General features: G+C 70.7%; 13 protein-coding genes. 9 read left to right on the top strand and 4 right to left on the bottom strand.

The window, feature by feature from the left end:
- Positions 1-45 precede the first annotated feature (45 nt).
- From AB0M80_RS24340 to AB0M80_RS24350, 3 genes are read left to right on the top strand one after another with little or no spacing between them, the layout of a single operon-like run.
- On the top strand, positions 46-1,110 hold the full coding sequence (locus AB0M80_RS24340) for a ricin-type beta-trefoil lectin domain protein (RefSeq protein WP_364568957.1): 1,065 nt from the start codon (positions 46-48) through the stop codon (positions 1,108-1,110).
- On the top strand, positions 1,107-2,960 hold the full coding sequence (locus AB0M80_RS24345) for a ricin-type beta-trefoil lectin domain protein (RefSeq protein ID WP_364568960.1): 1,854 nt from the start codon (positions 1,107-1,109) through the stop codon (positions 2,958-2,960). The genes AB0M80_RS24340 and AB0M80_RS24345 overlap by 4 nt, the downstream gene beginning before the upstream one ends.
- A gap of 8 nt (positions 2,961-2,968) precedes the next feature.
- Positions 2,969-4,327: a ricin-type beta-trefoil lectin domain protein gene (locus AB0M80_RS24350; RefSeq protein ID WP_364568962.1), complete on the top strand. Its 1,359-nt coding sequence runs from the start codon at positions 2,969-2,971 to the stop codon at positions 4,325-4,327.
- A 274-nt stretch (positions 4,328-4,601) separates the two neighbouring features.
- On the opposite strand, the gene AB0M80_RS24355 is transcribed toward AB0M80_RS24350, so the two are convergent.
- Positions 4,602-5,324 carry a GntR family transcriptional regulator gene (locus AB0M80_RS24355; RefSeq protein ID WP_364568965.1) on the bottom strand — a complete coding sequence of 241 codons (723 nt, stop codon included), beginning with the start codon at positions 5,322-5,324 and terminating at the stop codon, positions 4,602-4,604.
- A 117-nt stretch (positions 5,325-5,441) separates the two neighbouring features.
- On the opposite strand from AB0M80_RS24355, the gene AB0M80_RS24360 reads away from it, so the two are divergent.
- Genes AB0M80_RS24360 through AB0M80_RS24380 form a run of 5 tightly spaced genes read left to right on the top strand, consistent with a single transcriptional unit; the run spans position 5,442 to position 9,686 of the window.
- Positions 5,442-6,686 (top strand): MFS transporter, encoded by a 1,245-nt coding sequence (locus AB0M80_RS24360; RefSeq protein ID WP_364568968.1) that lies wholly within the window; start codon positions 5,442-5,444, stop codon positions 6,684-6,686.
- Positions 6,687-6,696: 10 nt separating this feature from the next.
- Positions 6,697-7,491 (top strand): putative hydro-lyase, encoded by a 795-nt coding sequence (locus AB0M80_RS24365; protein WP_364568970.1) that lies wholly within the window; start codon positions 6,697-6,699, stop codon positions 7,489-7,491.
- A gap of 1 nt (position 7,492) precedes the next feature.
- Positions 7,493-8,245, top strand: a complete 753-nt coding sequence (locus AB0M80_RS24370) for a 5-oxoprolinase subunit PxpA (RefSeq protein ID WP_364568973.1) — start codon at positions 7,493-7,495, stop codon at positions 8,243-8,245.
- On the top strand, positions 8,242-8,853 hold the full coding sequence (locus tag AB0M80_RS24375) for an allophanate hydrolase subunit 1 (RefSeq protein WP_364568976.1): 612 nt from the start codon (positions 8,242-8,244) through the stop codon (positions 8,851-8,853). The genes AB0M80_RS24370 and AB0M80_RS24375 overlap by 4 nt, the downstream gene beginning before the upstream one ends.
- Complete coding sequence (locus AB0M80_RS24380) at positions 8,850-9,686, top strand: biotin-dependent carboxyltransferase family protein (protein ID WP_364568979.1); 837 nt, start codon at positions 8,850-8,852, stop codon at positions 9,684-9,686. The genes AB0M80_RS24375 and AB0M80_RS24380 overlap by 4 nt, the downstream gene beginning before the upstream one ends.
- A gap of 11 nt (positions 9,687-9,697) precedes the next feature.
- Here the strand turns inward: AB0M80_RS24380 and AB0M80_RS24385 are convergent, their stop codons facing one another.
- Entirely contained in the window at positions 9,698-9,934 is a 237-nt protein-coding gene (locus AB0M80_RS24385; RefSeq protein ID WP_364568982.1) for a hypothetical protein, read from the bottom strand.
- A 98-nt stretch (positions 9,935-10,032) separates the two neighbouring features.
- On the opposite strand from AB0M80_RS24385, the gene AB0M80_RS24390 reads away from it, so the two are divergent.
- On the top strand, positions 10,033-10,611 hold the full coding sequence (locus AB0M80_RS24390) for a helix-turn-helix domain-containing protein (RefSeq protein ID WP_364568985.1): 579 nt from the start codon (positions 10,033-10,035) through the stop codon (positions 10,609-10,611).
- Here the strand turns inward: AB0M80_RS24390 and AB0M80_RS24395 are convergent.
- Together AB0M80_RS24395 and AB0M80_RS24400 are read right to left on the bottom strand one after the other, a co-directional pair.
- Complete coding sequence (locus AB0M80_RS24395; protein ID WP_364568988.1) at positions 10,608-11,234, bottom strand: alpha-ketoglutarate-dependent dioxygenase AlkB; 627 nt, start codon at positions 11,232-11,234, stop codon at positions 10,608-10,610. The genes AB0M80_RS24390 and AB0M80_RS24395 overlap by 4 nt on opposite strands.
- Positions 11,235-11,481: 247 nt before the next feature.
- Complete coding sequence (locus AB0M80_RS24400; RefSeq protein WP_364568991.1) at positions 11,482-12,540, bottom strand: alcohol dehydrogenase catalytic domain-containing protein; 1,059 nt, start codon at positions 12,538-12,540, stop codon at positions 11,482-11,484.
- Positions 12,541-12,565: the final 25 nt, after the last annotated feature.

Here is a 12,565-nt window from a genome sequence, read left to right on the forward strand (position 1 = left end):
CCGGGAGCGCATAGCTCCCGGCCCACTCCCCAAGGAGAACCAAAAGTGCGGCGAATCATCGTCGCGCTAATGGGGTGTGCCCTGTTAGCGCTTTCTCTCCTCACCGGCTCCGCCCAAGCGGCGGTCGAAGCCGGTCCGTCCGCGGCCCAGCTGCTGGCCAAAACGCAGAGCTGCCAGCAGATTTCGAACGGTAAGTACTCGTACGACGAGGGGGGCGCGGCCACCGTGCCCGTCTGCCAAGCGAACGGCGCGGTGTTCTTCACGGCCGACATGGACGTCGACTGCGACGGCGTCCGCACCAGCCAGTGCAACGAGAACACCGACTGCTGCTTCTACCCCGACACCGCGTTCCACACCTCGACCGACCAGCCGCTCAACGCGGCCCAGCTGCCGTACATCGTCCTTCCGCAGCCGACGTCCACATGGGACTACCGCAACCACGGCATCGACGGCGGCTCGGTCGTGGCAGTGATCTACCACAACCAGGTCACCTACGCCGTGGTCGGCGACACCGGGCCGACGAGCATCATCGGTGAGGCGTCCTACGCCACCGCCGTCAGCCTCGGCATCAACCCCGACCCGAAGAACGGCGGCACCGAAGGCCCGGTGACGTACATCGTGTTCCCGAACACGCACGTCAACCCGATCGAGAACCACGCGAACGCCGTCAGCCTCGGCGAGCAGGTCGCCACGCAGTTCGTCGGCGGCACCACCACGCCGCCCGCCGGCGGCGCCGGGCCGATCACCGGCATCGGCGGCAAGTGCGTCGACGTCGCCGGCGCGAACAAAGCCAACGGCACCGCCGTCCAGCTCTACGACTGCAACGGCACGAGCGCTCAACAGTGGACGGTCGGAGCCGACGGCACGGTCCGCGCGCTCGGCAAGTGCCTCGACGTCACCAGCGCCGGCACGGCGAACGGCACGCCGACGCAACTGTGGGACTGCAACGGCAGCAACGCCCAGAAGTGGTCGGCCAACGGGGCGCAGAACCTCGTGAACACCGGCTCCGGCAGGTGCCTGGACGCGACCGGCAATTCGAGCGCCAACGGCACCCGGCTCCAGATCTGGACCTGCGGCTCCGGCACGAACCAGAAGTGGACGCTGCCATGAGAAAACTGCTCACCCTCCTCGGCGTGACCGCGCTCGCCGCAGCCACGTTCGCCGCCCCGGCGCAGGCCGCGGGCGAGACGGTCAACATCTGGCTCACCACCACCGACGACGCCAAGGGCGTCAACGTCACCCGCGGCCTGCAGCAGCAGACGCCGATCCAGTTCGCCGCGGGCACCGGCACCGGCGGCGTGACCGTCAACGTCAACGAGAACACGACCTACCAGCAGTTCGAGGGCGCCGGCGCGTCGTTCACCGACTCCGCAGCGTGGCTGCTCAACTCGAGCAACCTGCTGAGCGCGAGCACGCGCAACCAGGTCATGCAGAAGCTGTTCGACCCGAACGCGGGGATCGGCATCAGCTTCCTCCGCAACCCGATCGGCGCGTCGGACATCGCGCGCTACAGCTACACGTTCGACGACGTGCCGGCCGGGCAGACCGACCCGAACCTGGCGAAGTTCTCCATCGCGCACGACCAGACCGACGTCCTGCCGCTCACCAAGCAGGCGCTGCAGCTCAACCCGCAGATCAAGGTCATGGCCTCGCCGTGGAGCGCGCCGCCGTGGATGAAGGACAACGACAGCTACCTGCTCGGCTGGGTCGAGTCGCAGTTCTACCCGGCCTACGCGCAGTACTTCGTCAAGTACGTGCAGGCCTACCAGGCCGCCGGTGTGCCGATCAACTACCTGTCGGTCCAGAACGAGCCGACGTGCTGCGCGAGCTACCCGTCGACCAACTGGAACGGCGCGGGCCTGGCGTACTTCACGAAGAACAACCTGCTGCCTGCGCTGCGGAACGCCGGATTGTCCACAAAGGTCCTGGCGCTCGACTGGAACTGGGACCAGTACCAGTCCTTCGCGGCGCCCACGATGGACGATGCGGCCATCCGCAGCCACCCGAACTTCGGCGGCATGGCGTGGCACGGGTACGGCGGCGACGTCTCGCAGCAGACGACCGTGCACAACCAGTACCCGAACGTCAACGCGTACTCGACCGAGCACTCGGGCGGCACCTGGGTGTCGAACCAGCACGCCGAGGACATGACCAACATCGTCGACTACACGCGCAACTGGAGCCGCACGGTCACCAAGTGGAGCCTGGCGATGGACCAGGCGCACAACCCGCACAACGGCGGCTGTGACGTCTGCACCGGCCTGGTCACCGTCCACAACGGAGACGGGCGCAACGGCCAGGTCGACTACACCGTCGAGTACTACACGATGGGTCACCTGACGAAGTTCGTGAGGCCCGGCGCGTACCGGATCGACTCGAACGACAACTCGGCCGTGCGCAACGTCGCCTGGAAGAACCCGGACGGCTCGAAGGCGCTGATCGCCCACAACTCCGGCACGGGCACCCAGAACGTCCGCGTGAACTGGGGCAATTCGTCGTTCACCTACACCCTGCCCGGCCGCACCTCGGCGACGTTCACCTGGAGCGGCAACCAGGGCAACGGCGGCGGCACCGGCAAGACCGGCCCGATCACCGGCCTCGGCGGAAAGTGCATCGACGTCGCCGGCGCGACCAGCACCAACGGCACGGCCGTCCAGCTCTACGACTGCAACGGCTCGAGCGCCCAGCAGTGGACCGTCGGCACCGACGGCACGATCCGCGCGCTGGGCAAGTGCCTCGACGTCACCGGACAGTCCACAGCGGACGGAGCGCAGCTGCAGCTCTGGGACTGCGGCGGGACCGCGAACCAGAGGTGGGCGGCCACCGCGGCCAAGGACCTCGTCGGCTCGGGGTCGAACAAGTGCGTCGACGCGACCGGCAACTCCAGCGCCAACGGCACCCGGCTGCAGATCTGGACCTGCACCGGCGCGGCCAACCAGAAGTGGAACGTCCCCGCATGAGGAGCAAAATGAGGGTCAGAGCAACACTCGGCGCGCTCGTCGCCGCGTCGGCGATGGTGCTCGCCCCGGGCGTCGCGCAGGCGGCGACCGGGCCGATCACCGGCCTCGCCGGCAAGTGCGTCGACGTCAACGCGGCGAGCAGCGCCAACGGGACGGCCGTCCAGTTGTACGACTGCAACGGATCGAACGCTCAACAGTGGACGGTCGGCAGCGACGGATCCCTGCAGGCGCTGGGCAAGTGCCTCGACGTCACGAGCGCCGGCACCGCGAACGGCACGCAGGTCCAGCTGTGGGACTGCAACGGGTCGGGCGCCCAGAAGTGGACGGCCAACGCGGCGAAGAACCTGGTCAACACCGGGTCCGGCAAGTGCCTCGACGCCATCGGCAATTCCAGCGCCAACGGGACGCGGCTGCAGATCTGGACGTGCGCGAGCACGGCCAACCAGCAGTGGACGCTCCCGTCCGGCGGCACGACCCCGCCGCCGGGCCCGGGTGCGATGGCCGTGGCGCCGTACCTCTACAACGGCTGGGGTGACCCGCCGAACCCGGCGACGATCATGAGCGCCACCGGCGTCAAGTGGTTCACGCTGGCGTTCGTGCTGTCCAACGGCTACTGCAACCCGCAGTGGGACGGCGGCCGGGCGCTGACCGGCGGCGTCGACCAGAACACGATCAACGCCATCCGCGCGGGTGGTGGCGACGTCATCCCGTCGTTCGGCGGGTACTCCGGCAACAAGCTGGAGTCGTCGTGCGGCAGCGCGGGCGAGCTGGCGGCGGCGTACCAGAAGGTGATCAACGCCTACGGCCTCAAGGCGATCGACATCGACATCGAGGCCGACGCCTACAGCAACCCCGCGGTGCAGCAGCGCACGGTCGACGCGCTGAAGTCGGTGCGAGCGAACAACCCGGGCATCAAGCTGTACGTCACCTTCGGCACCGGGCAGTCCGGCCCCGACAACAGCCTGGTGAACCGGGCGGCGCAGAGCGGGCTCACGGTCGACGGCTGGGTGATCATGCCGTTCGACTTCGGCGGGGCGGGCCAGAACATGGGCACGCTGACCCAGCGGGCGGCCGAGGGCCTCAAGAACGTCGTCAAGGGCGCGTACGGCTACGACGACGACACGGCCTACCGGCACATGGGCATCTCGTCGATGAACGGCATCACCGACAACGCCGAGACGGTCACGCTCAACGACTTCACCACGATCCTGGCCTACGCGAACTCGCACCACCTGGCCCGGTTGACGTTCTGGTCGGCGAACCGCGACCGCCCGTGCCCCGGCGGGTACCCGAACAACGACACCTGTTCCGGTGTCTCCCAGCAGGCGTGGGACTTCACGAGGATCTTCGCCCGCTACGCCGGCTGACCCTCTCCCCGGGCAAGTCCGTGAATGCCACCTTGAGGGACGTTGAGTCCGTCAAGGTGGCATTCACGGCGTTACGGGGGTGGGCTGCCGGGCCGCGGCTCTGGGGAAGCCACGACCCGGCAGCGAGGGGTTCCGCCGGCCGCTGGGGGTCTCCGGCGGCGGAACCGCACCCGAGGTTATCCACCGGCCCTAGTGTCCGGCTCGTGCTCGGGCCGTCCGGACCTCAACCGTGCCCGAATGCCCACCGGTTCGGACGAGTGGAGCGCGGCTAGAGCTACTCCGCCGCGACGGCCGCGCGGGCCGCGTCCGCCCGGTCCGCGTACGCGCCCACCAGCTGTTCCTCCGCGTCGTCGAGGTACTTCATCAGCAGCTGTTCGGCGCCCGGGCCGTCACCGGCCTCGATGCGGTCGAGGATTTCGTGGTTGCGCGGCAGGTAGCGCTCGTGGAAGCGGCGCGGCTCGGCCATGATGTGGAACACCAGCCGCAGCTCGGCGGTCAGCCTGCCGACCAGCTCGTTCACGCGTTCGCTGCCGGACAGCGCGGCCAGCTCCTGGTGGAACCAGACGTTCGCGGTGCCGAGGTCCTTCCAGTTGCCGGTGCGCGCGGCCTCGTCCCCGATCTCGACCTTCTCCTTGATCCGCGGGAACGACGCGGGCTGGGTCCGCACCCCGCGGACCGCCGCGCACTCGATGATCTTGCGCACCCGGTAGATGTCGATGACGTCCTCGATGCTCGGGATGCGGACGAAGACCCCGCGGTTGAGCTCGTGGGCGAGCAGCCGTTCGTGCGTGAGCAGCCGGAACGCTTCGCGAAGCGTGTTGCGGGAGACGCCGAGCGCGTTGCCGATGTCCTGCTCCGACAGCCGGCCGCCGGGCAGGAAGAACCCCTCGGCGATGCGCTTGCGGAGGACGCCGGCGACCCGCTCGGCCGTGCTCTTGCGGGTGACCAGGCCGCGATCGGCTTCGAGGCCCGTGACGCCGCTGTCTTCGATGACCACGGAGGCGATGGTACCCGTCACACGGAGGACGATCGAATTGCCGTCTTGTGGAATTGTTCAACAATCTCTACCGTGTGAGGTACGCCACGATGAGAGACACTGGCCAGGAGGTGCCCCATGACTGCCACTACCGCTGCCGAGGCCCGGCCGTTCGACTGGTTCCGCACGCTCGGAAAACGCGGACGCCGCGCCTTCGTGGGCGCGTTCGGCGGGTACGGCCTGGACTCGTTCGACTACCAGACCCTGCCGCTCGGCCTCGCCGCGATCACCGCGTACTTCGGCATTTCGAGCGGCGAAGCCGGCCTGCTCGGCACGACGACGCTGGTCGTGTCCGCCATCGGCGGGGTCGGGGCCGGCATGCTGGCCGACCGGATCGGCCGCGTGCGCACGCTGCAGATCACCATCGCGATGTACACGATCTTCACCGTGCTTTGCGGCTTCGCGCCGAACTTCGAGACGCTGCTGGTCTTCCGCGCCCTGCAGGGCCTGGGCTTCGGCGGCGAGTGGGCGGCCGGCGCGGCGCTGGTCGCCGAATACTCGCAGGCCCGCTACCGCGGCCGGACCGTCGCGTTCGTGCAGAGCGCGTGGGCGGTCGGCTGGGGCCTGTCGGTGATCGTCTACACCGTCGTGTTCAGCTTCGCGAGCGACGACGTGGCCTGGCGCATCATGTTCTGGACGGGCGTCATCCCGGCCCTGTTCGTGCTCTGGATCCGCCGCAGCGTCAAGGACGCTCCGCACGCCGAGGAACGCCGGCTCGCCGCCCGCACCAAGGGCACGCTGGCGCAGATCTTCAAGGGCGACCTGCTGCGCACGACGTTCTTCGCCGCGCTGCTGGCCACCGGCGTCCAGGGCGGGTACTACACGATCTCGACGTGGCTGCCGTCGTACCTCAAGAAGACGCGCGAGCTGACCGTGATCGGCACCGGCGGCTACCTCGCCTTCCTCATCACCGGCGCCTTCGTCGGGTACGTCTGCGGCGGCTACCTCACGGACCTGCTGGGGCGCAAGAAGACCTTCCTGACGTTCGCGCTGCTCTCGGCCGCCTTGATCGTCGCGTACACGCAGATCCCCACGGGCGCCAACGGGCTCGTGCTCGTCCTCGGCTTCCCGCTCGGCTTCTCGATGTCCGCGATCTTCAGCGGCTTCGGCGCGTTCCTCGCCGAGCTGTACCCGACACCGCTGCGCGGCACGGGCCAAGGGTTCACGTACAACTTCGGCCGGGCGGTCGGCGCGATCTTCCCGACCGTCGTGGGCTTCCTGGGTGCCGGCGGCGCGATCGTGTTCGGCGCGATCGGCTACGGCATCGCCGCGCTGGCCCTGCTCGGCCTCCCCGAAACCCGGGGCATCGAACTCGTTGATTGAGGGGGAACTCATGACGACCTTCGACCAGCCGGCCACCTTCACCCCGGCACAGGCGCGCGCGGTGTTCCGCCGCGGCACCGCCCGCCCCACGACGGGCTGGGCCGGCGGCTTCACCCAGACCAACCTGATCGCCGTGCCCGAAGACTGGGCCTACGACGTCCTGCTGTTCTGCACCCGCAACCCGCAGCCGTGCCCGCTGCTCGACGTCACCGACCCCGGTGACCCGGCCACTCGCCTCGCCGAGGGCGCGGACCTGCGCACCGACCTGCCGCGCTACCGGATCTGGCACAACGGGGTGCTCACCGGCGAGGTGCCCGACGCGACCGGCCTGTGGCGCAGCGACATGGTCGCCTTCTCGATCGGCTGCAGCTTCACGTTCGAGACGGCGCTGGCCGCCGAGGGCGTCCCGCTGCGGCACGTCGACCAGGGCCGCAACGTTTCGATGTACGTGACGAACCGGCCGTGCGAGCCCGCCGGACGGCTGTTCGGGCCGATGGTGGTGTCGATGCGCCAGATCCCCGAGGACCGCGTCGACGACGTCGTCCGGATCACCCGCGCGATGCCGGCCGTGCACGGCGCCCCCGTGCACATCGGCGATCCGCACGCGCTGGGCATCGACGACCTGGCCCGGCCGGACTTCGGCGATCCGGTGGACGCGGAACCGGGTGATGTCCCGGTGTTCTGGGCCTGCGGGGTCACGCCGCAGGCGGCGCTGATGGCGTCGCGGCCTCCCTTTGCGATCACCCACGCGCCGGGGTACATGTTCATCACCGACCGCCATGACAGCGAATACCGGGTGGGCTGAAATGGATCTGAACAGCGACCTCGGCGAGGGTTTCGGCGCCTGGAAGATGGGCGACGACGAAGCCATGCTCGACATCGTGACCAGCGCGAACGTCGCCTGCGGCTTCCACGCCGGCGACCCGTCGGTGATGCGGCGGGTGTGCGAACTGGCGGCCGGACGCGGCGTCGCGATCGGCGCGCACGTCGGTTACCGCGACCTGGCCGGCTTCGGCAGGCGCGCGCTCGACATCGCCCCGGACGACCTGGCGGACGAAGTGCTCTACCAGATCGGCGCGCTCGACGCGTTCGCCCGCGCGGCGGGCAGCCGGGTGACGTACGTGAAGCCGCACGGCGCGTTGTACAACACCGCGGCGGTCGACGTCGAACAGGCGGCGGCGATCGTCGAGGGGCTGCGCCGGTACGACCCCGCGCTGGCGCTGCTCTGCCTGCCGGACTCGGAAATGCAGCGGGAGGCGGAGAAAGCCGGTGTCGTCGCGTACGCGGAGGCGTTCGCGGACCGCGCCTACACCGCGGAAGGCCGGCTCGTGTCGCGCAAGCAGCCGGGTGCGGTCCTGCACGACGTCTCGGCCGTGGCCGAGCGGGCGGTGGCGATGGCGACCGGCGGCGGCGGCGTGACGGCCGACGGCGGCCGGCTCGACCTGCGGCCGGATTCCCTGTGCGTGCACGGGGACACCCCGGGCGCGGTCGAACTCGCCCGCCGGATCCGCGCCGGCCTGGCCGCCGCGGACGTCCCGCTCGGCGCGTTCACCGGATGACCGTCCGGCTGCTGCCGTGCGGACGGCGCGCGGTACTGGTGGAACTGGACGACGTGCTGGGTTTCCAGGCGGCGCTGTCCCGGCTCGACCTGGACGGCGTCGAAGAGCTGGTCCCGGCGGCCCGGACGCTGCTGGTCCGCTTCGACCCTTCGGTGACCGACGCCGGCCGCCTGGGCGCGGCGCTCCAGCGGGTGTCCCCTGTGGACAGTGCGGTGACGGACGCGGGCGAGGTGGTGATCCCGGTGGTGTACGACGGCGAAGACCTGGCCGACGTCGCCGCGGAGACGGGGGTGAGCGTGGCTTCCCTGATCGAGCGCCACACCGCGGGTTCGTACGTCTCGGCGTTCTGCGGGTTCGCGCCGGGCTTCGCCTACCTGACCGGATCGGACCCCGCGCTGCACGTGTCCCGCCGATCGTCGCCGCGCACCCGCATCCCGGCGGGCTCGGTGGCGATCGCCGGCGAGTACAGCGCGGTCTACCCGAGCGCGTCGCCGGGCGGCTGGCGGTTGCTGGGCCGGACGGACGTGCCGGTGTGGGACGTCGAGCGCGATCCGCCGAACCTGCTGCCGCCGGGCACGCGGGTCCGCTTCTCGGCGGTGCCGTCGTGAAGCTCGAAATCGTGCGGCCGGGGTTCACGACGACGGTGCAGGACCTCGGCCGGCCCGGGCACGCGGCGCTCGGCGTCGGCCGGTCCGGCGCGGCCGACCGCGGGTCGTTCCGGCTGGCCAACCGGCTCGTCGGGAACCCGCCGGAGGCCGCGGCGTTGGAGGTCACGCTCGGCGGGCTGGTGCTGCGTGCTTCGGGCCTGACCACCGTCGCGGTCACCGGCGCTTCCTGCCCGCTTTCGAAGGGCGGCCTGAACGGCCCGATCACGTTGTGGCCCGGGGAGGAACTGTCGCTGGGCACGGCGGTTTCGGGCCTGCGCTGCTACGTCGCGGTGCGCGGCGGGATCGACGTGCCCCCGGTGCTCGGTTCCCGGGCGACGGACACGCTCGGAAAGCTGGGCCCGCCGCCGGTGACGGCCGGGATGCTGCTGCCGGTCGGCCCGGCCCCGCGCGCCTTTCCCGTGGTGGACCTCGCGCCCCGGGCGGCGTGGCCGGACACGCCGGTGCTGCGCGTGACGCCGGGCCCGCGCCGCGACTGGTTCGCCTCGCCCGACCAGCTGTTGTCCACTGTGTACACGGTCTCGCCGGACTCGGACCGCGTCGGCATCCGGTTGACGGGGCCCCCGCTTCTGCGGGCGCGCCAGGACGAACTGCCGTCCGAGGCGTGCGTGCCCGGGTCGCTGCAGGTGCCGCCGTCCGGCCGACCGATCCTGTTCCACGCGGATTCCCCGACGACGGGCGGCTATCCGGTGATCGCGGTCGTCGAGGAGGAGGACCTCGATCTGGCGGCCCAGCTGCGGCCCGGCCAGACCGTGAGCTTCCGTCCCGCGTCGTGAGCGGCAGGCCGCTACGGCTTGCCGCTCACGACCACCAGCCAGGCGACGTTCGTGACGACGATCGCGAGCCACGCCGCCCAGGCCACCTCCGGCGCCAGCCAGGTGGTGGCGACCCCCAGTGCCACCGTCACCACCAGCGGCCACGCGCGCCGCTCCCGGCGCGGCACCCGCTCGGCCAGGTAGGCGTCGAGGGCCTCCGCGACCTGGTCGTCGATCTCGTCACGCAGCCGCCGGTCCAGCTCGAACATGCGCCGGCACCCCCCGAAATCTCGAACTCGAACCCCTTGCGACCACGGTAGCGATTGCAGAGATTCTTTGCAAACAATCTCTGTAGTATGCTCCGGCCATGGTCCAACGCCCCGCGAAACGCGTGCTCACCGGCGCGGATCTCAAGGCCTTCTACAAGGCACTGGCCAACCCGGTGCGCCGCGACATCCTCAGCTACCTGGGCAAACACGGCGAAGCGAACTCGACGAGCGTCGCGAAGGCCCTCGGCGAGAGCACTGGGACGACCAGCTACCACCTCCGCAAGCTCGCCGATCTGGAGCTGATCGAAGAGATCGAGGACCGCGGGGACGGCCGCGAGCGCTGGTGGAAGTCGCGGTCGACCGACATCTACACCCCGCCCGGTCTCGAGCTGGCGCCGGACGAGCGGGAAGCGATGCTCAAGCTCGGCGCGCTCAAGCTGAGTCACGACCTGGGCCTGGTCACGCGGGCCTACACGGGCTACGAGACCTCCGAGGGCTGGAACCAGATCTACCGCGGCGGCCTGCACCTGACGAAGGAGCAGGTCACGTCCTTCGTCGAGGAGTACCAGAACCTGCTCTGGAAGTACGTCACCGAACCGGGCCACCACCCGCCGGGCTCGCGCGCGCTGGCTGTCCGGCTCATCGTCGTCCCGGAAGAAGAGTCCACAGAGGACTAGAAGCCGGACACCCGGAGCGTGATGTTCAGCCGCCCGTCGAGGCCCAGCGCCGGGTCCGCCGTGCCCGGCAGCGTCTTCGGCACGCCGTGGTAGGCGAGCCGGGACGGGCCGCCGAACACGAACACGTCCCCGGAGCGGAGTTCGACGTCGGTGTACGGCCGGCCTCGGTTTTCGGTGTTGCCGAAGCGGAACACGCAGGCGTCACCGAGGCTGACCGACACCACCGGGTCGAGGCTGCGCTCGTCCTTGTCCTGGTGCAGCCCCATCTTCGCGGCGGCGTCGTAGAAGTTGACCAGCGCGATGTCGGGCGCGTACGCCTCGGCCGGTTCGCCGTACGCGGCCGCCAGCGCGCGGCGGCCGAGGTCGCCGAGCCAGTCCGGGAACGGCAGCACCGGCGTTCCCTCGCCGGTCGTGCGCGAGTAGCCGTAGGGGTACCAGTGCCAGCCGAGGCAGACGGACTTCACCGACATCACGCCGCCGTTGGGCAGCCGGGTGTGGCGGTAGCCGGACCAGCCCCGGCAGGCCGCGACGAGTTCGCGCTGCTCGTCGAAGCCGAGCCAGTCGGGCAGGTGCACCGCGCCGGGGGCGATCTCGGCGCGCGGGCGCGGCAGGAGGGCGTCCATCACCTCGATTGTGCCGGAGACCCCCGCCGCACACGGTCGGTGATCGTCGACGGCACCACGCGGTGACCGCGGAAGGTGACACCCGCGGCAGTAAACAGCCGCAGGAGCCGTCCCAATGGACCAGCGGGACGCTCCTGCGGCCGCATCCCCTCGCTTTGGGCCACCATAACTAGACACTCCCACACCTGAATGTCACAAGCCACCGTGGATCAGCTACGAACAGGTCACTTGACCACCGCGCCGCCGATCAGTCGCGGAACGTCACGACGGTGACGCCCGCCTGCGCCGGAACGGGGTCGTTCATCGCGGCCAGCGCGGCCGGGACGTCGTCGAGCCCGATGCGCCTGCCGATCAGCGCGGCGAGGTCGATGCCCGCGGTCTCGACGACGCGCAGCAGCTCCGGGTATTCGTGGGCTTGGAGCCCGTGGATGCCGACCAGCTCCAGCTCGCCGCCGACGACGCGGTGCATCGGGATCGGCGCGATGCCCTGCGCGGGCGGCATCAGCCCGGCCTGGACGTGCCGGCCGCGCTTGCGGAGGCTGCCGACCGAGGCCGCGCAGGTCGACGGCGAGCCGAGGCAGTCGAGCGAGACGTGCGTCCCGCCGCCGGTCAGCTCGCGGACGTGCGCGGCGACGGCTTCCGGGCCGTCGAACGCCGACGCGTCGACGGTGAAGGTCGCGCCGGACTTCACGGCGAGCTGGAGGGCGGCCGGCGAGACGTCGACCGCGACGACCTTCGCACCCGCCGCGACGGCCAGCAGCACCGCGGAGATCCCGACGCCGCCGCAGCCGTACACCGAGACCCACTGGCCCGCGGTGACCCGGCCCTGCCGCAGCACCGCGCGGAAGGCCGTGCCGAACCGGCAGCCGAGGGCCGCGGCCTCGGCGGCGCCGAGCGAGTCCGGCAACGCGACCAGGTTCGTCTCGGCGTGCTCGATGGCGACGCGCTCGGCGAACGAACCCCAGTGCGTGGCCCCGGGCTGGCACTCACGGTCGCAGATCTGCTGGTCACCGCGGGCGCACTGGGCGCACGTGCCGCAGGCGCAGACGAAGGGCACGGTGACGCGCGCGCCGAGTTCCCAGCCGCGCACGCCTTCGCCGAGCGCGACGACCCGGCCGGCGAGCTCGTGCCCGGCGACGTGCGGCAGCTTCACCGCGGTGTCGTGCCCCTGCCAGGTGTGCCAGTCGCTGCGGCACACGCCGGTGGCGTCGACCTCGATCACCGCACCGCCCGGCGCGGCCACCGGTTCCGGCACGTCCCGCACGACGGGCGGGACGCGGAACTCCTCCATCACCACAGCTCGCATGGCGCGAGCCTAGCCCCGCTTTCCT

This window comes from Amycolatopsis sp. NPDC051045, assembly GCF_040682955.1.
Taxonomy (GTDB): domain Bacteria; phylum Actinomycetota; class Actinomycetes; order Mycobacteriales; family Pseudonocardiaceae; genus Amycolatopsis.

Coding starts and splice junctions, on each gene's coding strand:
- AB0M80_RS24385 (WP_364568982.1), bottom strand. CDS start 9,934: ATGTTCGAGCTGGACCGGCGGCTGCGTGACGAGATCGACGACCAGGTC.
- AB0M80_RS24350 (WP_364568962.1), top strand. CDS start 2,969: ATGAGGGTCAGAGCAACACTCGGCGCGCTCGTCGCCGCGTCGGCGATG.
- AB0M80_RS24375 (WP_364568976.1), top strand. CDS start 8,242: ATGACCGTCCGGCTGCTGCCGTGCGGACGGCGCGCGGTACTGGTGGAA.
- AB0M80_RS24345 (WP_364568960.1), top strand. CDS start 1,107: ATGAGAAAACTGCTCACCCTCCTCGGCGTGACCGCGCTCGCCGCAGCC.
- AB0M80_RS24370 (WP_364568973.1), top strand. CDS start 7,493: ATGGATCTGAACAGCGACCTCGGCGAGGGTTTCGGCGCCTGGAAGATG.
- AB0M80_RS24395 (WP_364568988.1), bottom strand. CDS start 11,234: ATGGACGCCCTCCTGCCGCGCCCGCGCGCCGAGATCGCCCCCGGCGCG.
- AB0M80_RS24365 (WP_364568970.1), top strand. CDS start 6,697: ATGACGACCTTCGACCAGCCGGCCACCTTCACCCCGGCACAGGCGCGC.
- AB0M80_RS24360 (WP_364568968.1), top strand. CDS start 5,442: ATGACTGCCACTACCGCTGCCGAGGCCCGGCCGTTCGACTGGTTCCGC.
- AB0M80_RS24390 (WP_364568985.1), top strand. CDS start 10,033: ATGGTCCAACGCCCCGCGAAACGCGTGCTCACCGGCGCGGATCTCAAG.
- AB0M80_RS24400 (WP_364568991.1), bottom strand. CDS start 12,540: ATGCGAGCTGTGGTGATGGAGGAGTTCCGCGTCCCGCCCGTCGTGCGG.